The organism is Albimonas donghaensis, from assembly GCF_900106695.1.
Taxonomy (GTDB): domain Bacteria; phylum Pseudomonadota; class Alphaproteobacteria; order Rhodobacterales; family Rhodobacteraceae; genus Albimonas; species Albimonas donghaensis.
Window position 1 is genome coordinate 73,607 of sequence record NZ_FNMZ01000002.1, and the last position, 22,620, is coordinate 96,226.

Consider the following 22,620-nt stretch of genomic DNA (forward strand, 5'->3'; position numbering starts at 1 on the left):
CCGCGACCACCGGCCCGAGCGCCGCGCCGGGGCGCCCGCGGCGCAGGGCGACCGGGCGCCGGGCGGAGACGCCGCCACCCGCGCTCCCGCCCGACCGCGCCGCGGGCGGAACCGGGACAGGGGCGGGCGCCCGGTCGCGGCGCTCCCTCAGGCGGGGCCGGGCGCTGGCTCAGGGGGTGAAGACGGACCGCAGCATCCCGGGATGGGCGAGCCCCTCGGCGAAGGCCGCGTCCAGCGCCTCCCCGCCCTCGGGCCAGAGCCGGCGCAGGTCGGCCCGCGCGGTGTCCCGCGCGATCACCGCCTCGCGGGCCAGGTGGCCCAGCTTCACCGCCGCCTCCCGCCCCACCCGCGCCCGCTGGCACGGCGCGGCGTTGGCGAGCCGCCACAGCTCGAACCGGGCGAAGGAGGCGGCGCGGGGCGCGTCGTATTCGTCGAGCAGGTCCAGCGGCGCCGCCGCCCCGAACCCGAAGCGGGCCAGCACCGCGCCCGAGCGCGGGTTCAGCCGCCCCCACCAGCAGGCGTAGAGCGGCCCCGCGCCCGGCAGCGCAGCCCAGGCGGCGAGCGCCGCGACGCCCGCCTCCGCGGCCAGCCCGTGGCCCTGGAAGGCGCTGGCGAAGGCATGGAAATACTCGCCCGTCCAGATCCCGTCCCGGCGCGCGGCGTCGAAGGCGCCGACCACGCCGAGCGGATCGCCGGGGCGGGCGACGGCGCCGCTGCGGTCCTCCACCGCGAAGGCGCCGACGCCGCCGGCGCGCCATGCGGGGCCGGTCTCGCCCTGGCCCAGGCACCAGCCCTCGGCGAAGGGGCGGCGGGCGGCGGGGTCGGAGATGTCATGGGCGAGCCCGGCGCAGACCTCCGGGTCCGCGAAGATCGCCCCCGCGGTCCAGTCGATGTCGCCCGCCGCCAGGGGCCGCAGGATCAGCCGGTCGGTCTCAAGGCGCATGAACGGGCTCCGGATCGGGTCGCAGCAGGGGGGGGAGGGGAGAGGGAAGGAGGGGAGGGGAGCGGGGGGAGGAGGGGCGGGCGACCGCCCGAGGCCGGGCTCGAAACAGGCCCCCCGGAACGTCAAGGGACGCCCGCGGCTCTCGCCGCGCGCGTCCCGTTATCTTGCCTTGGACCGTCCCGGGTCGCCCTGTGGGCTCGCGCCCCGGGTCCGCTCTTGTCCGGCCGTCTCATCTCGCGCCCGACCGCATCGCGGCCGGATACGAAATCAGAGCGACTTGAGGTTCACGGCCGAGGACTTGCCCCGACGCTGGTCGACTTCGATCTCGAAGCCGATCTTCTGGCCTTCGTCCAGGCCGTTCAGGCCCGAACGCTCGACCGCCGAGATGTGCACGAACACGTCGGCCCCGCCCTCATCGGGGGCGATGAAGCCGTAACCCTTGGTGCCGTTGAACCACTTCACAGTACCCGTAGCCATCGAGATGTCTCCTCTATTCGGGTGCGCGCAGACGGGACCGGGGTGGACACGCGCTGCGATGGGGAGCGTGAGGCGTCGCGCCCCGGCGCGCTGAGAGCGCTGGCCGGGGGGCGCGGGATGCATTCACGCAAGGGGGAAGGCGGCGAGCCGCGTCGGCCGTGATCCTGGCCTGTTTCCCGGCGGAGTCGCCCCGGCGCAGGCCGAGGGCCTCGCGCTGGGTGGACAGGCCGTCGGAAACGGCGGGGTCGCGATTAAGGCTCGGCTCCGCAACGTGCGGAGGGAGGTCTTGGCCGGCGACGCGGTAAGCCGCGAATGACTTCAAGGGGGGTCTTTCGTCCGTCGTCCGCGCTGCGCTTGCCATTTCGGGCCGCAGGGACGACCAATTTCATCTCCCGCGCCAGGCGGCGCGGCTCTCGACCGGCGGAGCGCCCGGTGGCCTCCGATGCGACATGCGATACGCCCGGGGTCTCCGCCCTGGGGCGATCATCACCCCCGGCCGGATTGCCGTGCGGATGTGCGTCGCTTCTTCATCCCTAACCACACTCCCCCGCGGCTGGCAAATGAATTCCGCCGCCTTGCGAAGCGTTCTCAACTTCCGCACGGAAATCGCTGGCGATTTATTTCGCATGCATCCTATGTGAGGCGCGGCTTCCCGCCCGGGAACGTAGCGGAAGCCCCGCGCCTCCGCCCCGACTGGCGGCGTCGGGCGACGGCGGGCGGCGACGCCGGACGGGGGGATTCGCCCCCGCCCGCCCGTCACGCTCCGCCCCTGCGCCGGAACGCCCCCCGGGCTCAGCCCTGCGCGGCCTGGATCGCCGCCCAGACCCGCTGCGGGCTGGCGGGCATCTCGAAACGCTCCACCCCCAGCCCGGCCAGCGCGTCGCAGACCGCGTTCATGCCCGCGGCCAGCCCGCCGACCGATCCGGCCTCGCCCACGCCCTTGACCCCCAGCGGGTTGATCGCCGTGGGCTGGCCCTCCGAGAAGCCGCAATCATAGGCGGGCATGATGTCGGCCCGCGGCATGGCGTAGTCCATGAAGGTCGCCGACAGCACCTGCCCGTCGGCGTCGAGCCGCACCGCCTCGCACAGCACCTGGCCCAGCGCCTGGGCGACGCCGCCATGGATCTGGCCCTCGGCCATCTGGGGGAACAGCACGCGGCCGATATCCTCCACCGCGGAATAGCGGTCGATGCGGGTGACGCCGGTCTCGGGGTCGATCTCCACCTCGCAGACATGGCAGCCGTTGGGATAGGTGGCGTCCGAGGGCTTGAACTCTCCCGACCCTTCCAGCGCCACGGCCCGCGCCTCGGCGGCCTTCGCCACGGCGGCGAGGGTCATGGCGCGGTCGGTGCCGGCCACGCGGAATTCGCCCGCGTCGTAGTCCAGATCGGCCTCGGCGACCTCCATCTCCTTCGCCGCGACCTCGCGCGCCTTGTCGAGCGCCTTGCGGATGCCGTCCTGCACCGCGGGGGCGCCGGTGGTCATGGCGGCGGACCCGCCCATGCCCTTGCCGACCTCCATCGCCGCGGTGTCGCCCTGCACATAGTCGATCAGGCCCTCGTCGATGCCCAGTCGGCCGGCGGCGAAGGCGGTCATCGCCGTCTCCAGCCCCTGCCCCGCCGACATCACGCCGGAGACGACCCTGACCCGGCCGTCGGCGCCGATGGCGACGCGGGAATAGTCCGGCCCGGCATTGCCGAACGGACCGCCCGCCACCTCGATGCAGTTGGCGACGCCCAGTCCGCGGACCAGCCCCCTGGCCTCCGACGCCGCCTTGCGGGCCGCGTAGCCGGCGAGATCGGCGCGGGCCTCGGCCTCGTCCATCACCTTGGCGAAGTTCCCGCTGTCATAGGTGAAGATGAAGCCGGTGTCGTAGGGGATGCGCTCGGGCGGGATCAGGTTGGCCCGGCGCAGCGCCACCGGGTCGCGCCCGAGATCCCGCGCCGCCTGGTCGATCACCTGCTCGATGGCGAAGGTCGCCTCGGGCCGCCCGGCCCCGCGATAGGGCGCGGTGGGGGTGGAGTGGGAGAAGACGCCGATCGCCTCCCCCGCCGTCTTCGGGATCACGTAGACCCCCGAGACCCCGCCGAAATTCAGGATGCCCACCAGCGAGCGGCCCGAGGCGTAGGCCCCGATGCCGATGGTCAGCCGCACCCGCAGGGCGGTGAACCTGCCGTCCGCATCGAGCCCCAGCTCCGCCATCGCGGTCATGTCGCGGCCGGGCTCGTCGGTCAGCATCGCCTCGGTGCGGTCGGCGGTCCAGCGCAGGGGCGCGCCCAGCTTGCGGGCGGCCCAGAACACCAGCGTCTCTTCGCGCAGCGGCCCGGACTTCATCCCGAAGGAGCCGCCCACATCCGGCCCCACCACATGCACATGCTCCGCCGGCACGCCCAGCACCCTGACCAGCGCGCCGCGCATGGCCGGGGCGTTCTGGATGGAGGCGTAGAGCGTCGTGCGGTCCGGACCCGGGATGGCCAGCGCGCTCCGCGGCTCCATCGGCACGGCGGCGACGCGGGTCACGTGGCGGTCGATGCGCGCGACGTGGTGGGACGCGGCGAGGATGTCGCCGGTCGCGTCCCAGTCGCCCTTGTTCCAGACATAGGCGATGTTGCCCGGGTGATCCTCCCACACCAGCGGCGCGTCGGGGGCGAGCGCTGCGGCGCCGTCGGAGACGGCCGGGGTCTCGTCATAGTCGACCATGATCGCCTCGGCCGCGTCCATCGCCTGGGCGCGGGTCTCGGCCACCACCATGGCCACCGCCTCGCCCACGAAGCGCACCCGGTCGATGGCGAGGAACGGGCGGTCGGTCTGGGTCCAGGCCCCGCCGTCCTCCCGGGGCAGCTTGAAGGGGGCGACGAAGGGCGCGATCCCGTCGGCGGCGAGGTCTTCGTGGGTGTAGACCGCGCGCACGCCCGGCATCTCGCGGGCCTCGGCCACGTCGAGCCCCGAGACCGTCGCCGAGGCGGTCGGCGCGCGCAGGAACACCGCGTGCAGCGCGCCCTCGGCGGCGATGTCGGAGGTGTAGCGCCCGCGGCCGGTGGTCAGGCGGCGGTCTTCGGCCCGGCCCCGGCGGGGGTCGGCCGGAAGCGCGATGCTCGGCAGGGGCGCGCTGGGGCTGTCGGTCATGGACGGGTCTCGCTGTGATGGCCCGGCCCCGAGGGGAAGACGCGCGCCGCGGCGGGGCGCGGAGCGGGATGGGGGGCCGGGGAGGCGGGCGCGCGAAGGATGGCGGCGCGCCCTCGGAACGTCGTGAACTCTCGGAACGTCGTGAACTAAGGAAAGGTTAATACCCTTGGACACCGTTGCGGAAGCCCCCCGCGCGGCTTTCGGCGCGCGGGGGGCGGAAACGCGCGCGGGCGGGCGCTCAGAAGGCGTGGTCGAGGAATTCCTCGATATCCCTGGGCGAGCCGACCGGGCGCGGATTGCGGCGCATGGGGGCGTAGTCGAAGGCGAGCTCGGCCAGTCTCGGCAGATCCTCCCGCGTGATCCCCTTGTCGCGCAGGGTGGAGGGGACGCCGAGCCCGCGCACCAGCTCGCCCATCAGCTCCCAGGCCGGGCGGGCGGGGTCGCCCAGCGCCTCGGCCAGCGCCTGCTGACGGTCGGCGTTGACCTCCGAGTTCCAGCGCAGGACCGCGGGCAGCATGATGCAGGACGTCTCCCCATGCGGCACGCCGAAGGCCGCGCCCAGCGCGTAGCCCGCCGCATGGCTGGCCCCCGAACCCGCGCCTCCGGTCAGCGCCGAGATCGCCTGCCACATGCCGAACTGCGCCGCCTGCCGGGGGCCGAGATCGTCGGGCGCCGCCAGGATCGCCGGCAGGGACGACGCCAGCGCCTTCACCGCGGCCAGCGCGAACATGTCCGTCATCGGGTTGGCGGTGGGCGAGCACCAGCCCTCCGCCGCGTGATCCATCGCCCGCATGCCGGTGGAGACGAGCAGCGCCGGCGGCGTGGCCCGCGTCGCCGCCGGGTCCAGAACCACCGCCCGCGGAACCAGGCGGGGATGGGTGTAGCCGCCCTTCACCCCCCTGGCGGTGTCGGTGATCCCGGCGGTGGAGGTGAATTCGGCGGCCGACAGCGTGGTCGGCGCCGCGATGATGCGCATGGCCCCGCCCGGCTCCGCCTCCCGCGCGGCGGCCATCCTGGCGCCCGCCTCGCGCATCGCGTCCACGCTGTCGGCGCCGAACCAGAGGCACATCTGCACCGCCTTGGTGGCGTCGATGACCGAGCCGCCGCCCACCGCCACCAGCACGTCCGCCCCCGCGGCGCGGGCGGCGTTGGCGGCCTCGACCACGTCCTCCTCCGGCGAATGGGCGCGGATATGGTCGTGCACGCCCACGCAGGTCGCGCCCAGCCCGGCCAGCACCGCCTGCAGCGGTCCCTCGGACAGCCGCGCCAGCGACGCGGTGGAGGTCACGAAAGCGCGGGAGACGCCCTGGCGGGCCATCTCGGCGGGCACGGCCTCGGCCGCGGGCATGCCGAAAATCACCCGATCCTGCGGGTTGATGCTCAAATGTCCGGTTGCGATCTCGGTCGCAGTCATCACCATGGCCTCTCGTTCTGGTTTCGCAACGTCAGGGAAAGCGGCGACATGGCGACGGATGCGCGGAGATTCATACGCAGGGTGGGTTTTTGCGCGCCCCATCGCGATCCGGGCCGGCGTCCGGGTCGCCCTGTTCGAGCATATGGCCGATTCGCCGGCCCCGCTTGCGCCGGTTCCGCCCTCCGCGCCGCGCGGGGCGCCCCGTGAGCGGCGCGCAGGCCCCGCCCCCCCAGTCGCCGCCCCAGTCGCCCCACAAGCCGCCGTCCAAGCCATCGTCCGCCCCGACCCCGCGCCGCTCCCCCAAGGGCGACCGGCGGAGGAAGGAGCTGGTGGGCATCGCCACGCGGCTGTTCGCGGCCAAGGGCTTCGACAAGACCTCGCTGCAGGACATCGCCGACGAGGCCGGGCTGACCAAGGCCGCGGTCTACTACCACTTCCCCGACAAGGCGCGGCTTTACGAGGCCGTCGTCGTCTCCCGCCTTGCGGAGAACTACGCCCAGGTGCTGGCGGCGGTGGATCTCGCGGGCGGGCCGCTGGACAGGCTGGAGGCCTTCGTGCGCACCACCGCCCGGCGCATCGACGAGGACCGGGCCGGCTGGGTGGCCTCGTCCTCCATCTACCGGGTGCTGGGGCCGCAGGACCTGGCGCCCGCCATCCGCACCGGCCGCGACCGGCTGGAACGCCTGCTGCGCGAGATCGTGGTCGAGGCGATCGAGGCCGGCGACCTGCGCGAGGTCGACCCCGCCATGCTGGGGCGGCTGATCTACTCCGCGCTCAACCACATTCCGCGCTGGCATTCGCCCAGCGGCCGCCTGTCGGCGGAGATGGTGGCGATGCAATACTACGACATGGTGATCGAGGGCGTGCGCCGGCGCTGAGGCGCGGGCCGAAACTTGCCGCGCAGTCGAAACTCCGCCATCGTGCCGGTCCCGAGCGCGCCCCGCGCCCCCGGCCCCGCGCGGGCCCAAGACGGATGCGAGATGAACTGGCGCCGGTTCCGGATTGGACAGCAGGAGATTCACACGCTCACCGCGCTGGCGACCTTCGCCATCGGCGGGGCGGGCGGCGCGCTGGCCACGCTGGCCGGGCTGCCGCTGCCGATGCTGCTCGGCTCGGTGCTGGCGGTGGGCGTCGCCGCCTGGCTGGGGCTCCGGCCGGGCGGGCGCGATCCGGGCGTGCCGATGGGGCTGCGGCTGTTCTTCGTTCCGATCATCGGCGTGTCCATCGGCACGGCCTTCACCCCGCAGGTGCTGGCGGAGGCGCTGAACTGGTGGCCGACCCTGCTGGCCGCCTTCGTCTACATCCCGCTGGCCCATTATGTAGGCTACTGGGGCTATCGGGTCATGGGCGGGCTCGACCCCTGCACGGCCTATTACTCGGCGGTGCCGGGAGGCCTGCTGGAAGTCATCATGATGGGCGAGGAAGCCGGCGCCGATCCCCGGATGCTCACCATCCTGCAGTTCATGCGGCTGATCTTGTGCATCATGCTGGTGCCGGTGGGCTTTCAGCTGTTCGAGGGGATGGCCGTGGGCTCCTCCGCCGGCGCCTCGCTGGCCGCGCCCGGCGCCACGCTGGGGCCGATGGACGTGGCCGTGCTGGCCGCGGCCGGGGTGATCGGCTTTTTCGCCGGGCGACAGCTGAACATGCCGGCGGGGATCATCACCGGGCCGATCCTGGTCTCGGGCATCGTGCATCTGGCCGGGCTGACCGCGGCGGCGCCGCCGGACTGGTCCATCCAGCTCACCCAGCTCATCATCGGGACCACGCTGGGCACGCGCTTCGTCGGCGTGAAGACAAGGCTGCTCGCCCGGGCGCTGCGGCTGGCCTTCGTCAACATCATCTTCACGCTGATCCTGGCGATCTGCGCGGCCCTGCTGCTGTCCGGCGCGGTGGGCGAGATCCCCGAGGCCGTGGTGCTCGCCTTCGCGCCCGGCGGGCTGGCGGAGATGTCGCTGATCGCGGTCTCCCTGCAGATTTCGGTGATCTACGTGACCTCGCACCATATCCTGCGCATCGTCCTGTCGGTGGCGGTGGCCAGGGCCTTCGCCGGACGCATCCCGCCCGGACCGAACCTGCCCGGGGGCGCCGCCTAGGCGGCGGAGACGGCGGCGCCGGCGGGCGCGACCCGCAGCGCGTCCAGCCGGCCCAGCGCTGCGCGCGCCTCGGCGATGATGGACGCGACGATGGCCTCCGCCGGCTCGACCCCTTGCGCGAACCCCACGGCGGAGGAGCAGGACAGCAGCCCCTTCTCCGCGTCCCCCCGCACATAGGCGTTGTCGCGCCCGTAGGTCCCGCGGACCACCGCCCCGAAATCCTCGAACTTCGGGTCGCCCTCAGCCTCCATCCGGCGGATCTCGCGCGCGGTCGCGTTGTCGAGCACCCGCCAGGTGGCCTTGATCGATTCCATGGCGGTCGTGGTGTCGTCATGGGTCGCGGCCACCAGCCGGGCCTTGTAGTCGGGATGCGCCCATATCTGCGCGGCGGTCAGAAAGCGCGTGCCCATCAGCACCGCCTCCGCCCCCATCGCCAGCATCCCCGCCAGCTGCCGCCCCGTGCCCATCCCCCCGCCGATGGCGAGCGGGACGCGCAGTTTCGGGCGCAGATGCGCCAGCAGCACCGGGGCGGGATGCGGGTTGAGACCGGGATGACCGCCCGCCTCCATCCCCACGATGACCACCGCATCGGCGCCGTCGCGCTCCGCCGCCAGCGCGTGGCGGAACTGGGTGGCCTTGTGCATGACCCGGCCGCCGCCCGCGTGAATGGCCTCGATCAGGCCGCCGGGATGCGCGCCCGCCGTCTCGAACATCCGCACGCCCTGATCCAGCGCGATGGCGAGGTATTCGCGGTTGGGCGCCGAGGTCGCGTGATAGCGCGGGAGGGTCAGGTTGACGCCGACCGGGTTCCCCTCGGCCAGCGCGATGCACTCCGCCAGCCCCTCGCGGAACGCCTCGGGCTCCCCGTAGGAGCGGGGCGTCATGAACCCCATCGCCCCGCCGCGGGCGACGGCGGCGATGAACCCGGCGGTCGAGAGCCACATCATCCCCCCCGCCGCGATCGGGTGGGGAACCTCGAACATCTCGGTCAGGCGGGTGGAGAAAAGCTGCGGCTCCATCGGCTCAGACCCCCTTGAACACCGGCGGGCGCTTTTCGACGAAGGCGCGGAAGCCTTCCTTGCGATCCTCCGAGTTCACCAGGATCGAGGCCGCGTAGCGCTCATAGACCAGTCCCGCGTCGATGCCGACCTGCATCCCGGCGTTCATGGTCTGCTTGGCGAAGGCCACCGCCAGCGGCGGCTGCGCGGCGATGCGGCGCGCCAGTTCCATCGCCGCCCCGCGCAGGTCCGACAGCGGGACCACGCGGGACACCAGCCCCAGCCGCAGCGCCTCCTGCGCGTCCAGCATGGCGGAGGTGTAGACCATTTCCTTGGCCCGGCTCTCGCCCACCAGCCGGGTCAGGCGCTGGGTGCCGCCGGCGGCGGGGATGGCGCCCAGCTTCACCTCGGTCAGGCCCATGCGGGCGTGCTCGGCCGCGAGCCTTATGTCCGCGCACATGGCGATCTCCAGCCCGCCGCCCAGCGCCACGCCGTTGATGGCCGCGATCACCGGACGCTCGAAAGTCTCGATCCGGCGGAACAGGTCGTGGGTGTATTCCTGGGTGACGAAGTAGTCGAAGGTGGTGATCTGCCGGCCGTCGCGTTCCTTGATGTCGGCGCCGGCGCAGAAGGCGCGGTCGCCCACGGCGGTCAGCACCACGGCGCGGACCTCCGGGTCATTGCGGGCGTAGTCGAAGAAGGCGGCCTCCAGGTCCGGCTTCAGGGTCGCGCCCAGCGTGTTCATCCGGTCGGGGCGGTTGATCTCGATCACCGCCACCCCGTCCTTCACGGAATAGTTCACGCAGTCCAATGGCTTGACGTCCATGCTCGCCCCTTTCACTCGCGCCGCAGGATATGGGCGATGGCGACCGAGCCGAGCCCGATCATGTGCGCCATGCCGGTGGCGGCGCCCGGTTGCTGGCGCGGCCCGTTCTCGCCCCGCAACTGCCGCACGATCTCGTGCACCTGGCCGATGCCGGTGGGCCCCAGCGGGTGCCCCTGGGCGATCAGCCCGCCCGAGGAGTTGATCGCGCAGTCCCCCCCCACCGCCGAGCGCCCCTCGCGCAGGTAGTGGTGGCCCTCGCCCTGGGGACAGAGCCCGAAGGCCTCGGTGTAGAGCAGCTCCTCGATGGAGAACGCGTCATGCAGCTCCACCACGTCGAGGTCGGCAGAGGCGATCCCGGCCTCCGCATAGGTCCGCAGCGCCACGTCGCGGGCGGCGGCGACCGATCCCGGCTCCCGTCCCTGCGGCGGGGTCTCCGACCCGGCGGTGGACGACGCCACCCGGATGGCGCGCGAACGGTCGAGCCCGTGGGCCCGCATCGCGTCCTCCGACACCACGATGGCCGCGGCCGCCCCCTCTCCGCGCGGGGTGCATTGCAGGGAGGTCAGGTCGCCCGCCACATTGGTCGAGCCCATGACCTGCGCCAGCGTCCGCGGTTTCTGGAACTGGGCGAAGGGGTTGGTGGCGGCGTTGTTGTGGTTCTTCACCGCGACGCCGGCCAGGTCCTCCGCCGCCAACCCCTTCTCCCGCTTCAGGGTGCGGCACAGCAGGGCGTATTTCACCAGCGGCACATGGGCGGTGTCGGACAGGCGGTTGACGCCTTCCTTCAGCACCGCGCGCTTCTGGTCGCCATATTTGTCGACGCCGATGGCGAGGCTGATATCGGCGCGCCCCGAGGCCACCTCCAGGCACGCATCCGCGAAGGCGAAGGAGCCCGACGCCGAGGCGTTCTCCACCTGCTGCACCGCCAGCCCGGTGGAGCCGATATGCCGGAACATCACCCGCCCCGCCGCCATGCCGAGCCCGGTGGTCCCGAAATAGGCGCTCTGGATCGCCGGAAAATCGATCCCCGCATCCGTCAGCGCCGCGCGCAGGGCGGTCAGCCCCATGGCGATATAGGGCGTGTCGGAGGCGAACTGGTAGCGATGCATCCCCACGCCCAGCACATAGACCGGGCGGAGATCCCTGAGCGTCGCGGTCATGCTCCGGCCTCCAGATCGGCCGCGGGGACGAAGCGGATGGCGAGGCTTTCGACGTCATCGCGCTCGATCAACACGGGGACGGCCTGCACCTCCATGTCGCGCGCGAGCCGGTCCTCGGGCGCGCCCAGCTCGATCTCCTCGATGAGGCCGGGCGCGATCTCGGCCTCGCCCACCACCACCGGCGGGCGCAGGCCGGGGGCGATGCGGGTGTGGATGGTGATGAACTCCAGCAGGCGCGCGCGGCCGGAGAGCAGTTCCTCCGCCACCCGGTCGGGGGCCGCGCCGCAGGCGGGGCAGCCATAGGGCGCGGGCGGAAAGCTCAGCCCCCCGCAATCGGCGCAGCGCGAGGCGCGCAGGCGAAGGGTCTTCCCCCCCGGCGCAAGCGCGCAGAGATCCGGTTTCTCAAGCTCCATGGAACGGGCCCCTCCCCGGCGGCCTTTCTGATTTTCTACTCCAGCGTAGAATTTGGATCGCCCCTGAACAACCCTTAAAAACAGGGTTCCGAGTCCGGCTTCGACGGTTTATTGAACATTGAGTAAGTTGTTCGACACCAAGGGAGGACGCCCCATGGACCTCGGGATCAAGGGCAAGGTCGTGGCGATCACCGGCGGCGGCGGCGCCATCGGCTCGACCACCGCGCGGATGTTCGCGGAGGAAGGCGCCAAGGTCGCCCTGCTCGACATCAACCGGGAGGGGGCCGAGGCCGCCGCCGCGGAGATCGCCGCCGCCGGCGGAACCGCCATCGGGCTGGAGGTCGACATTCTCGACAAGGCCGCCGTGACCTCGGCATTCGCGCGGGCGGAGGCGGAGCTCGGCCCGATCGACGTGCTGGTCAACAACGCCGGGTTCTCGCGCGACAAGTACATGACCAAGATGGAGGAATCCGACTGGGACATCGTCCATGGCGTGGTGCTCAAGGGCACGTTCCACTGCTGCCGGGCGGTGCTGCCCGGGATGATGCAGCGGCGCTGGGGCCGGATCGTGAACATCACCTCGATGAGCTATCAGGGCAATGCCGGGCAGACCAATTACAGCTCCGCCAAGGCCGGGCTGGTGGGCCTGACCGCGGCCCTGGCGCGCGAGGCGGGGCCGTTCAACATCACCGTCAACGCGGTGGCCCCGGCGCTGGTGGCGACGCCCCGGCTGCGGGCGCGAAAGGATTTCGACAAGCTCGAACAGCGGTCCAAGGCGCTCACTCCCCTGCCCCGGCTGTCGATCCCCGAGGACATCGCCAAGGCGGTGATCTTCCACGCCTCGTCGATGGCCGATTTCGTCTCGGCCCAGGTGATGCACGTCTCGGGCGGGCGCTAGGCTCATTCGCCCCCCTCGCGGAAATCGTCGAGGGGGGCGGGGACGGCCTGCATCGGTGCCATGCCGGCCAGGCGCACGGGAAACGGGGTCAGCCGACCGGCTTCGGTGGGCGCGGCCAGCCCCCGCGCGGCGAAATGGGCGGAGGCGTCGGCCTCCGCCACGCTCAGCACCGGGGCCGCGGGGATGTCGGCGGCCAGCAGTTTCGCGACCGCCGCCTCGCGGGTCATGGGGGCGAGCCGGGCGGCGATGGCGGCGTTGATCTCGGCGCAGCGGGCGACGCGGGCCGGGGTGGGGTGGAATTCCTCCCCCGCCCAGTCGTCCAGCCCCAACAGCGCCACCAGCGCGCGCCAGAAATGCAGCTCCAGCGCGGCGACGGTCACCGCGCCGTCGGCCACGTCGAACACGCCATAGGCGGGGCGGGAGAGGGCGACGGCGCGCTGCCCCTCCAGGTCCACGATGCCGCTGGCCTCGAACACCCCCTTGCGGGCGTTGAGCATGTGGGCGACGCAATCGGTCATCGACAGGTCGAGATACTGCCCCGCCCCCGTCCGCTCCCGCTGGAACAGCGCCGCCAGCACCGCGGACAGCCCGTAGACCGCCCCGCCCAGATCCGCCACCGGCGCCCCGATCCCGTGCCGCGGCGGCCCGCCCGGCGCGCCGCAAAGCGAGGTCATCCCGGCGGTCGCGAGGTAGTTCAGGTCATGCCCCGGCACGTCGCGCAGCGGCCCGGTCTGCCCGTAGCCGGTCAGCGACAGGTAAACGACCCGCGGATTGCGCGCCCGCACCGCCGCATATCCCAGGCCCAGCCGGTCCATGACGCCGGGCCGATAGCCCTCGATCACCACATCCGCCCCGGCGGCGAGGTCCAGCGCCGCGTCCCGCTGGACCGGGTCCTTGAGGTCGACCAGCCGGCTCCGCTTGCCCCGGTTCACCGCCCCGAACAGCCCCGGAGAGACCGTGCGCACCAGATCGCCCCGCGGCGGGCGTTCGAGCTTGATGACCTCGGCCCCCATCTCGGCCAGCGACTGGGTGAGGAACGGGCCGGGCAGCAGTTCGGTGAAATCCGCGACCCGGACGCCCGAGAGCGGCGCGGTCACGCCCGCACCACGATCACGGCGTCGAGCGCCAGCGCCCCCTGCCCTTCCTCCCCGACCCAGACCGGGTTGATGTCCAGCTCCTCCACCCGCCCCGAATGCGCGACCACGTAGTCGGAGACGGCGACGATCAGCGCCTCCAGCGCCGCCATGTCCCGAGGCGCCTGACCGCGGATGCCGGTCAGCAGCGGAGCGGAGCGGATCTCCGCCATCATCTCGCGCGCCATGGCCGGGGTGACGGGCAGCATCCGGCGGGCGACGTCCTTGAACAGCTCCACATGGACGCCCCCCAGCCCGAAGGTCATCACATGGCCGAAGACCGGATCGCGGGAGACGCCGACGAAAACCTCCAGCCCGCCCGCCGGGGCCATCGGCTCGATCAGCACGCCGTCGAGCGTCGCCTCGGGGGCGGCGCGGGCGGCGTTGGCCATGATCTCGTCGAAGGCGCCGGCGGCCGCATGCGCGGGGACGTTCAGCTTCACCCCGCCGATGTCGGACTTGTGGGTGATCCGGGCCGAGACGATCTTCATGGCCGAGCGTCCGCCGAGGCCATGCGCGATCTTCGCCGCCTCGCCGGCGGAGGCCGCCACCTGCGCCGCCGCGGCGGGGACGCCGGCGGCGGCAAGCTCCGCCTTGCCCTCGGCCTCGGTCAGCGTGGCGGTGGCCTCGGCCTCCGTCCAATGCCCCCGGGTCAGCAGGGCCGGGGTCCAGTCCAGGTCCGCCCCCGCCCGCCAGCGCCCGTAATCCACCCAACGCCGCACCGCCTTGGCCATGTTGCGCAGGGAGCGGAACGGCGTGATCCCGGCCTCGGCGAACACCTTGTAGCCCTCGCCCAGCCGATCCGACATCCAGATCGGGCAGAGCGGCGTGTCGGTGCGCCCCTGCGCCTCCACGATCAGCCCGGCGGTATGGGCGGTGAACTGGTGGTAATCCATCGGGATCGGCAGCAGCACCAGACCCACGCCCGGATCCTGCGCCACCGGCAGCAGGCTGTCGGAAAAGGCCGAGGGGTTGGAGATGGTCACCGAGGTCGTGTCCACCGGGTTCCCGAAAGCCGCGTATTCGGGCAGCACGGCGCGCATGGCGCGGTCGGTCTCGGGCGCGAAGGCCGCCAGCTCCAGCCCCGCCGCGCCCACATTGTCGGCGCAGAGCGACGCCGCCCCGCCCGAGGACGCGAAGACGGCGATCTTCTCTTCGCCCGTCGGCAGCCTGCGGGCCAGCAGGGCGGCGGTGTCGATGACCTCATCCAGGTCGTCGACCTCGATCACGCCGAACTGGCGCAGGACCGCGGAATTGACCTCGGCCGAGCCGGTGATCGACGCGGTATGCGAGGCCGCGGCCCGCGCCCCGTATTCCGACCGCCCGACCTTCACCCCCACCACCGGCTTGCCCATGCGGGCCGCGTGGGCGACCGCGGCGGCGAAGCGGGGGCCGTCCTTGATGCCCTCGATCAGCGTGGCGATGACGCGCACCTGCGGATCGCCGGCCATGTGGTGGATGAAATCGGCCACCTGCAGGTCGCATTCGTTGCCCGAGGACGACCACATGGCGATCCCCGCTCCGCGCTCCATCCCCTGCATCATGTTGCGCCCCAGCCCGCCGCCCTGGGTCGCCAGCCCGATGGGGCCGGCGCGCAGGTCGTTGCGATAGGCCGGCGAGAAGGTCATGCCGACCCGGGCGTTGATGTTCACCAGCCCCGGGCAGTTGGGGCCGTAGATGCGGATGCCGGTGGCCTTGCCGATGGCGACCAGCTCGGCCTCCATCGCCTTTCCGGCCTCGTCGGCCTCCGAAAAGCCCGAAGTCAGGATCACCGCGAAGGGCACGCCGCGGGCGCCGGCCTGGCGCACCGCCTCGACCACGCCGGGGGCGGGGATGACGATGACCGCGACATCCGGCGTGGCGGGCAGCGCCTCCACCGAGGGATGGCAGGGGATGCCGCGGATCTCGGTCTGCCTGGGGTTCACCAGCAGCAGCTCGCCCTTGAAGTCGGAATGGTCGACCAGGTTGGACAGCGTATGCGCGCCGATGGAGTTCTCCCGGTCCGAGGCCCCGACGATGGCGATGGAGGCGGGGGAGAACAGCCGGCTCAGGTCCTGGAAGGCGCAGTCGGCGGGGGCGGCGGGGGAGGCGGGGGAGGCGGGGGTATGGTCCAGGGTCATGGCGGGCCTCAGGCGATGGCGTCGATGCCGAGGATCTCACGACCCGCGATCAGGGTTTGGATCTCCGAGGTGCCTTCGGGGATCATCCCCCCGCGGGTGTCCCGGAAGATGCGCTCGATCGGGTAGCCGACCGCGTAGCCGAGGCCGCCGTGGACCTGCAGCGCCATGTCGGCGACCTCGAAGGCCGCGCCGGTGGCGTAGAGCTTGGCGATGGAGCAGTCCTCCCGCGCCTCCAGCCCCCGGTCCAGCGCCGCGGCGGCCTGGTAGGACAGCGCGCGGGCGGCCTTCACCCGGACGGTCATGTCCACGATGTGCTTTTGCACCAGCTGGAACGCCCCGATGGGTTTTCCGAACTGCTTGCGGGTCTTGGCGTAGTCGATGGACAGGTCCAGCGCCGCCTGCGCCGCCCCCACCGCGCCCATGGCGATGTTGACCCGCGCCGTGTTCAGCCCCGCCAGCGTGCCGGCCAGCGCGCGCCCCTCCGGCCCCAGGCGGTTCTCGGCCGGGACCACCACGTCGTCCAGCTCCAGCTCCGCCGTGCCGGTGCAGCGCAGCACCATCTTCTCCACCGGCCGCGCCGAATAGCCCGCCATCCCCCGCTCGACGATGAAGGTCGAAAGCTTGCCGTCCTCGCAATCCGGCGACCCCGAGACCCGCGCCACGATCTGCGCGATGTCCGCGTTCACCCCGTTGGTGATCCACAGCTTGCGGCCCGACAGCACGTAGTGGTCGCCCTTCCACACCGCCCGCGTCTCGATCCCCCGCACGTTGGAGCCGATATTGGGCTCCGACAGCCCGGTGCAGACCTTCAGCTGATTGGCGAGAATCGGCTTGAGCCAGCGCGCCTTCTGCTCCTCCGTCCCATGGGTGGAGAGCTTCTGGATGGTGCCGTTGGTGATGTTGAGGATGGTGCGCAGGCTGCCCCAGCAATAGCCGGCCCGCTCCATCAGCATCCCCCAGGTGACGTAGGGCAGGTCGTAGCCGCCATCCGCCTCGGGGATCCGCCCGCCGAGATAGCCGAACTGCGCGAGGTCCGAGAGGATCTCGAACGGAAAGGTCTTCGCCGCCTCATGCCGATCGATCAGGGGCGAGACGTTCTCATCCAGCCAACGACGAACCTGGTTCTGAAGGAGCGTCTGCTCCTCGTCGAGAAATGCGTTCATGGAACCTCCCGGACGCGCCTCCGCGGGCGCTTTTGAACGATCAGACCAAGATTCTACTCGTCAGTCAATAATCGCGCCGGCGCATATCAGCCCGCGGATGACGCCCCGTCCGCCCCCCGGAACGCAACCGGCCCGGCGGAGGGGGTCCGCCGGGCCGGAAGGCCGTTTCGTTCCGCTGCGCGACGGAGACCCGCGAGGGCCCCCGTCGCCCGCCTCATTGTCCGAAGAAGATGTTCGGCAGGAACAGCGCGATCTGCGGGAACACCACGATCAGGAACGCCCCCAGCAACGTGACCAGCACGTAGGGAATGACCGAGACGTAGATGTCGCCCATGGTGATGCCCGGCGGCGCCACGCCCTTCAGGTAGAAGAGGTTGAAGCCGAAGGGCGGGGTCATGTAGCCGACCTCCATCATGATCACGAACAGGATGCCGAACCAGATCGGGTCGAAGCCGTTGGCGGCCACGATCGGCAGGAACACCGGCAGCGTGATCAGCATGATCCCCACGGGATCGAGCACCATGCCCAGGAAGAACAGCATCAGCATCATGAAGGCGAGACCGCCCCACTTGCCGCCGGGGATCAGCTCCACCACGCCCGAGATCAGCTCGGCCGCGCCCAGCGCCGTGTAGGCGGTGGAGAAGCCGTGCGCCGCGAACAGGATCCACATGATCATCGCGGTCAGCCGCAGGGTCTGAACCGCGGATTCCTTGATGTTCTGATAGGTGAGCTGCCGGTTGACCGCCGAGGCGATCAGGGCGCCGAACACGCCGATGGCCGCGGCCTCGGTCGGCGTGGCGAAGCCCCCGAAGATCGACCCCAGCACGATGAAGACGATGAACAGCGGCAGCAGAACCGCCGACAACGCCTTCATCTTGGCGCCCCAGTCGCCGCGCTCCTCGGGCGGCAGGGACGGGCCCATGGACGGCTGGATGGCGCAACGGATCAGGATGTAGACCGACACCAGGACGAACAGCAGCACCCCCGGCCCGATGCCCGCGGCGAAGAGCCGGCCGACCGAGACCTCGGTCAGCAGGGCGTAGAGCACCATGAGGATCGAGGGCGGGATCAGGATCCCCCAGCCGCCGCCGGCGTTGATCGCGCCCAGCGCCATCTTGGGGTCATAGCCCCGCTCCAGCATCCGCGGCAGGGCGATGGTGCCCATGGTGACCACCGCGGCGCCGGAAATCCCCGACATGGCCGCGAAGATCGCGCAGATCGCCACGGTCCCGATGGCCAGACCGCCGCGCAGGCCGCCCCACCACAGGTGCATCATGTTGTAGAGGTCTTTGGCCACCCCGGAGCGTTCCAGCAGAAACGCCATGAAGACGTAAAGCGGGATCGCGACCAGGGTGAAGTTCGACATGTTGTCCCACATCTTCGACGCGATGATGTAGAACCCGACCTCTCCCATTTCATAGTAGAGGAAGATGACGGACACGCCGCCGAGCACGAAGGTCAACGGCGCGCCGAGCATCAGGAAGAACAGCAGCGAGCCGAAGAACAGGAGGGTGAGAATCTCGACGCTCATCAGTGGCCGCCTCCGTCGGAGACTTTCGCCCCGTATACGTCATCTGGGACCGGCATCCCCATCAGCACCCGGATGTCGGCGACAAGCCGCACGACCCCCTGGGCCAGCAGCAGGCTCGCCGCGATGGGAATGAACATTTTCACCGGCCACAGGACCGGTTTCCAGACCGAGTTCGACCGCTCGATGCGATGCGGACGCATCCGCGGCCAGTCGATGGAGTCCAGGAACAGGTCGATGGACTGCCACAGCAGCACGCCCACGAACATGAAGAACAGCACCGAGGTGGCGACGTCGACCCGGGCCTTCTTCTTGGGCGAGAACTGCCCGTAAAGGATGTCGACGTTGACGTGTCCGCGTTCGGCCAGCAGGAACCCGCCGGCGAGAATGCCGTAGATGCCGAACACGAGCTGGGCGAGCTCGGCCGTCCAGGGAAGGGGCCGGCCGGCGACGTAGCGCATGACCACGTCGCAGAGCAGCAGCAGGAACAGCGGGACCACGATCCACGCGGTGAACTTGCCGATCCACCGGTTCAACCGGGTGACCGATCGGGCGAAGGTCGTGAACATTCATCCCTCGACTGACAGGGCGGGCGGCCCTCGCGACGGGCGGGGACCGGGGCGCCGGGATGGCGGGCGCGCCCCGGGAGGGCGGGGCGCTGCGGGGTCGGGGGCGGGCGGCGGCGGCGGGACCGGACCGGGGGGCTCGCCCCCCGACCCGGCCCGGTCGCGCGCCTCAGACGATGCCGAGCTGGCCCATGAACTCCTTGAGCGTGTCGGCGGCCTTCGCGGCCTTCTCGGACTTGTTGCCCTCGGCCTCCAGGATCTGGGCGGAGGCCTTCACGAAGATCTCCTGCACGTCGTCGGGCCACTGGCGGACCTCGACGCCCTGCTCGGCCTTGCCTTCCTCGATCGCCAGCGTCTCGAGCAGCTGATATTCGGCGGTCCGCGCGTAGTAGCGGGTCTCGATCAGCGACATCAGGATCAGGCGGAGATCGTCGGGCAGGTCCTCGACCGCGTCGGCGTTGAACACCCAGCAGTCGGAGGTGAAGGCCAGCGGCGGGTGCATCTGGTACTTGCAGACCTCCCACAGCGACATGGTCTTGGCGCCGACCGCCGCGCCCCAATGCGCCCCGTCGACCACGCCGGAAGACAGGGCCTGGTAGAGCTCGGAGCCGGGGATGTAGCTGGCCGAGGCGCCGGCGGCGGACAGGTAGTCCAGCAGCGCGCCCGAGGACCGGACCTTGAGCGAGGCGAAGTCGGCGGCCGAGTTGATCTCCTTCGAGAGCACCAGCTCCGTCGGGTAGGACTTTTCGGCCTTGTAGATGACCCCGTCCTCTTCGGTCTCGGACGACATCAGCGCCTCGATCCCGAGATTCTTGTTGTAGTGGCCGACCTGCCAGTAATCGTTCAGCGTCCCGGGAATGCCGTAGGCGAAGGCCGAAGTCGTCGCGATCTGGCCCATGTAGGAGGCCGAGGACGTCCCCGCCTGCACCACGCCCTTGCGCACGATGTCATAGATCTCGGGGCCCTTGGCGAACTCGCCGGCGCCGAACAGCTCCCAGGTGAAGCGGCCGTCGGTCTGCTCGGCGAGCATGTCGGCCAGCACCTGGAGGCTGCCGCCGAAGGACGACGAGGCCTTGGGCCAGACGGCCTGGACGCGCCAGTTGACCTCGCCCTTGGCGATGGCCGGGCCGATCAGCGCCGGCGCGGCGAGCGCCGCGGCGCCCCCGCCGGCCAGAAGAGCGCGGCGGCTGGTCTTGAAAGTGTCGGTCATGTCTTCCTCCCTTTGCGCGCCCCGTCTGCAGCGGGTTCCGTCCGTGGCCTCGGTCTGGAACCGGCGGAGCGCGCAGGCATAATGGACGCCTACTCATCAACCGGTCAATGAAGACCGATGCGGATCGCGGAATTTGTCCCCGACAGGCGCGCCCCCCGTCCCGCATGACGGAACGGAGGGCGCGATCCGATCGAGGGCGGCGCCCTCCCCGGATCAGACGTAGCCGAGGTTCTTCATCAGGCCGGTCAGCGCGTCGGCCGCGGCGGCGGCCTTCTCGCCCTTCTCGGCCTCCTTGGCGAGAATGTCGCTCGACGCCTGGGCGAACAGCGCCAGCACGTCGTCGGGGAAATCGCGCACCTCGACCCCGTCGTTCTTCACCCCGTCGGTGAGCGACTGCGCCTCTCCTTCGAGATACTCGACCGAGCGCAGGTAGAACCGCTCCTCCACAAGGCTCATGAAGATCAGGCGGATGTCCTCGGGCAGGTCCTCGACCGCATCGGCGTTGAAGATCCAGGCGTCTGCGTTGAAGCCGAGCGACGGCTTCATGTGGTATTTGCAGACCTCCCAGAGCGACATCGACTTGGCGCCGATGGCGGCGCCCCAATGCGCCCCGTCGACCACGCCCGACGACAGCGCCTGGTAAAGCTCGGAGCCCGCGATGTAGCTGGCGGAGGCGCCGGCGGCCGACAGGTAGTCCAGCATGCCGCCGGAGGAGCGCAGCTTGAGCGCCTTGAAGTCGTCGACGGAGGCGACCTCTTTCGACAGCACCAGTTCGGTCGGATAGACCTTTTCGGAGCGGTAGATCACGCCCTCTTCCAGCAATTCGTCGGCGAACATCTTCTCGACGCCGAGATTCTTCAGAAGATGCATGATCTCCCAGCTGTTGCGCAGCGTGCCGGGGATGCCATAAGCGAAACCGGCGCAGGTCCCGTAGCTCTCCATGTAGGAGGCCGAGGACGAGCCCATCTGCACCACGCCCTTGGACACGATGTTGAGGATTTCCGGGCCCTTGGCGAATTCGCCGGCGCCGAACAGTTCCAGCGTCATGCGCCCGTCGGTGCGCTCCTTCACCCGCTCGGCCAGCACGCCGAGGCTGTCGTTGAACGACCCCGAGGCCTTGGGCCAGTGCGACTGCACCCGCCAGTTCACTTCGCCCGCGGCGATGCCCTTGCCGATCAGGGCCGGCGCGGCGAGCGCGCCCAGAACGCCCCCGCGCATCAGCGTCCGGCGGTCGAGCCCCTTGCGATCTTCGGTCATGACGTCCTCCCTGGTCTTCGTTTCGACGCCGGCGCGCCTCCCGCGCTCCGGCCCCCCCGACCCTCCCCCGGCGACGGCGCCCCGGACGCGCGCGGCCTGCGCGTCACGGCTCCCACGGGGCGCGCCCACGCCAGCCGGCGCGGCGGGACTTCCGCAGGTCTCCTGGACCGTCGTTTCGAGGGATCGTCGCGGCTCCCCGTTGCGTCCGGCTTCTGTCCGCCGGCGTCTGTTTCGAAGATTGAGACCACCTTTTCCACCCTGCGTCAACATGCAGCCTCTTCAATCCTGCGCTTTGTCAGGGTCCCTGATTAAAAGGGAAAAAGACGGATCGTCGGCGGTTGCGGACGGGGCCGGCGCAGGGGCGCGCGCACCTTCGCGTCATGCCGCGGCGCGGCGCCTCCGACGCAGGTGCGGCCGCGTTCGCCCTCGCGCCCCGCGTCAGCCCGCGCTACAAAGAGGGAACGATCTGGGGCAAGGAGCGCGGGACATGCCGAGCTGGGACGGAGTGGTCGCCTCGCGCGCCGAACAACGCGAGCTCAAGCGCCGGGTCGCGCTGCGGGTCGCCGCCCGGGCCTTCAACGAAAAGGGCTACCACGGCGCCTCGCTCGACGACATCGCCGAGGAGATCGGCGTCTCCAAGACCGCGCTCTACTATTACTTCAAGAACAAGGAGCAGCTGCTCTTCGAATGCCTGCGCGTCTCCTATGATTGCGGGCAGACCGCGCGGCTGGAGACCGAGGCCCTGGGCGGAACCGCCTATGAGCGTCTGCGCCACCTCTACCGCCGCTTCATGATCCTGCTGATGCAGGAACGCGGCGCCTTCACCACCCAGGCCAATCTCGTGGCGCTGCCCGAGGACAAGCGCGAGCAGCTGCTGGAACGACGCCGCCAGCTGGACCGCTACTCGCGGATGCTGCTCACCAAGTCGATCGAGGAAGGGGCGATCCGGCCGCTCGACGTGCGGATCACCTCCAACTACTTCCTCGGCGCGGTGAACTGGATCCTGCGCTGGTACACCGACGACGAATCGAAAACGCCGGAGCAGATCTCCGAGATCTTCCTCGAACTGCTGATGAACGGCATTTCGCTCACGCCTTCCGGGCCGCAGGGGCTGTCCGACGTCGCGCCCTGACGCAGCGCGGCATGACCGCCCTCGGGACCGAAAAACCTTTTCCTGACTTGAAGATAGGCCCGGGAACGCCTCCGCATCGGCCTGGCGGGATCGTCAGGTCTCCGGAATATTTCAGTAGATACAACTCGTTAACCTTTCCAAAGGGCGAAATAATTCGCCGGAA

At 70.9% G+C, this 22,620-nt stretch carries 19 protein-coding genes; 4 read left to right on the forward strand and 15 right to left on the reverse strand.

Annotated features, from left to right (window positions below):
• Window positions 1–169: 169 nt before the first annotated feature.
• From BLV24_RS06370 to BLV24_RS06385, 4 genes are all read right to left on the reverse strand, one after another.
• Entirely contained in the window at window positions 170–943 is a 774-nt protein-coding gene (locus BLV24_RS06370; RefSeq protein WP_092680348.1) for a GNAT family N-acetyltransferase, read from the reverse strand.
• Window positions 944–1,210: 267 nt separating this feature from the next.
• Complete coding sequence (locus tag BLV24_RS06375; protein ID WP_092680349.1) at window positions 1,211–1,420, reverse strand: cold-shock protein; 210 nt, start codon at window positions 1,418–1,420, stop codon at window positions 1,211–1,213.
• Between the two features lie 792 nt (window positions 1,421–2,212).
• Window positions 2,213–4,546, reverse strand: a complete 2,334-nt coding sequence (locus BLV24_RS06380) for a xanthine dehydrogenase family protein molybdopterin-binding subunit (protein WP_092680350.1) — start codon at window positions 4,544–4,546, stop codon at window positions 2,213–2,215.
• A gap of 238 nt (window positions 4,547–4,784) precedes the next feature.
• Entirely contained in the window at window positions 4,785–5,966 is a 1,182-nt protein-coding gene (locus tag BLV24_RS06385) for an iron-containing alcohol dehydrogenase (protein ID WP_176954651.1), read from the reverse strand.
• A gap of 323 nt (window positions 5,967–6,289) precedes the next feature.
• Here BLV24_RS06385 and BLV24_RS06390 point away from each other — a divergent pair, with 323 nt between their 5' ends.
• Both BLV24_RS06390 and BLV24_RS06395 read left to right on the forward strand, forming a co-directional pair.
• Window positions 6,290–6,838, forward strand: coding sequence for a TetR/AcrR family transcriptional regulator (locus BLV24_RS06390; protein ID WP_176954652.1), 549 nt, complete (start codon window positions 6,290–6,292; stop codon window positions 6,836–6,838).
• A 102-nt stretch (window positions 6,839–6,940) separates the two neighbouring features.
• Window positions 6,941–8,053, forward strand: a complete 1,113-nt coding sequence (locus BLV24_RS06395) for an AbrB family protein (protein ID WP_092680353.1) — start codon at window positions 6,941–6,943, stop codon at window positions 8,051–8,053.
• Here BLV24_RS06395 and BLV24_RS06400 read toward each other — a convergent pair.
• From BLV24_RS06400 to BLV24_RS06415, 4 genes are read right to left on the reverse strand one after another with little or no spacing between them, the layout of a single operon-like run.
• Window positions 8,050–9,072 carry an NAD(P)H-dependent flavin oxidoreductase gene (locus BLV24_RS06400; protein ID WP_092680354.1) on the reverse strand — a complete coding sequence of 341 codons (1,023 nt, stop codon included), beginning with the start codon at window positions 9,070–9,072 and terminating at the stop codon, window positions 8,050–8,052. The genes BLV24_RS06395 and BLV24_RS06400 overlap by 4 nt on opposite strands.
• A 4-nt stretch (window positions 9,073–9,076) precedes the next feature.
• A complete protein-coding gene (locus BLV24_RS06405) occupies window positions 9,077–9,877 on the reverse strand; it encodes an enoyl-CoA hydratase/isomerase family protein (protein WP_092680355.1) in 801 nt (266 codons plus the stop codon).
• Window positions 9,878–9,888: 11 nt separating this feature from the next.
• Complete coding sequence (locus BLV24_RS06410; protein WP_092680356.1) at window positions 9,889–11,037, reverse strand: thiolase family protein; 1,149 nt, start codon at window positions 11,035–11,037, stop codon at window positions 9,889–9,891.
• On the reverse strand, window positions 11,034–11,450 hold the full coding sequence (locus BLV24_RS06415; protein ID WP_092680357.1) for a Zn-ribbon domain-containing OB-fold protein: 417 nt from the start codon (window positions 11,448–11,450) through the stop codon (window positions 11,034–11,036). The genes BLV24_RS06410 and BLV24_RS06415 overlap by 4 nt, the downstream gene beginning before the upstream one ends.
• Before the next feature lie 154 nt (window positions 11,451–11,604).
• On the opposite strand from BLV24_RS06415, the gene fabG reads away from it, so the two are divergent.
• Window positions 11,605–12,348: a 3-oxoacyl-ACP reductase FabG gene (gene fabG, locus BLV24_RS06420; RefSeq protein ID WP_092680358.1), complete on the forward strand. Its 744-nt coding sequence runs from the start codon at window positions 11,605–11,607 to the stop codon at window positions 12,346–12,348.
• A gap of 2 nt (window positions 12,349–12,350) precedes the next feature.
• Here the strand turns inward: fabG and BLV24_RS06425 are convergent, their stop codons facing one another.
• The 7 genes from BLV24_RS06425 to dctP (BLV24_RS06455) all read right to left on the reverse strand — a co-directional run bounded on the left by BLV24_RS06425 (window position 12,351) and on the right by dctP (BLV24_RS06455) (window position 21,325).
• Window positions 12,351–13,445 (reverse strand): CaiB/BaiF CoA transferase family protein, encoded by a 1,095-nt coding sequence (locus BLV24_RS06425; protein WP_092680359.1) that lies wholly within the window; start codon window positions 13,443–13,445, stop codon window positions 12,351–12,353.
• Complete coding sequence (locus tag BLV24_RS06430; protein ID WP_092680360.1) at window positions 13,442–15,601, reverse strand: acetate--CoA ligase family protein; 2,160 nt, start codon at window positions 15,599–15,601, stop codon at window positions 13,442–13,444. Before BLV24_RS06430 ends, BLV24_RS06425 begins: the two co-directional genes overlap by 4 nt.
• An 8-nt stretch (window positions 15,602–15,609) precedes the next feature.
• Window positions 15,610–16,764, reverse strand: coding sequence for an acyl-CoA dehydrogenase family protein (locus BLV24_RS06435; RefSeq protein WP_092680361.1), 1,155 nt, complete (start codon window positions 16,762–16,764; stop codon window positions 15,610–15,612).
• A 214-nt stretch (window positions 16,765–16,978) separates the two neighbouring features.
• Entirely contained in the window at window positions 16,979–18,295 is a 1,317-nt protein-coding gene (locus BLV24_RS06440; protein WP_092680362.1) for a TRAP transporter large permease, read from the reverse strand.
• On the reverse strand, window positions 18,295–18,861 hold the full coding sequence (locus BLV24_RS06445; RefSeq protein WP_092680363.1) for a TRAP transporter small permease subunit: 567 nt from the start codon (window positions 18,859–18,861) through the stop codon (window positions 18,295–18,297). The genes BLV24_RS06440 and BLV24_RS06445 overlap by 1 nt, the downstream gene beginning before the upstream one ends.
• Before the next feature lie 166 nt (window positions 18,862–19,027).
• Window positions 19,028–20,068, reverse strand: a complete 1,041-nt coding sequence (dctP, locus tag BLV24_RS06450) for a TRAP transporter substrate-binding protein DctP (RefSeq protein WP_092680364.1) — start codon at window positions 20,066–20,068, stop codon at window positions 19,028–19,030.
• A 213-nt stretch (window positions 20,069–20,281) separates the two neighbouring features.
• Entirely contained in the window at window positions 20,282–21,325 is a 1,044-nt protein-coding gene (gene dctP, locus BLV24_RS06455; protein ID WP_092680365.1) for a TRAP transporter substrate-binding protein DctP, read from the reverse strand.
• Between the two features lie 487 nt (window positions 21,326–21,812).
• Between dctP (BLV24_RS06455) and BLV24_RS21915 the strand changes: the two genes are divergently transcribed.
• The gene (locus BLV24_RS21915) at window positions 21,813–22,457 is read left to right on the forward strand and encodes a TetR/AcrR family transcriptional regulator (RefSeq protein ID WP_176954653.1); all 645 of its coding nucleotides are present in this window, start codon (window positions 21,813–21,815) and stop codon (window positions 22,455–22,457) included.
• Window positions 22,458–22,620 lie beyond the last annotated feature (163 nt).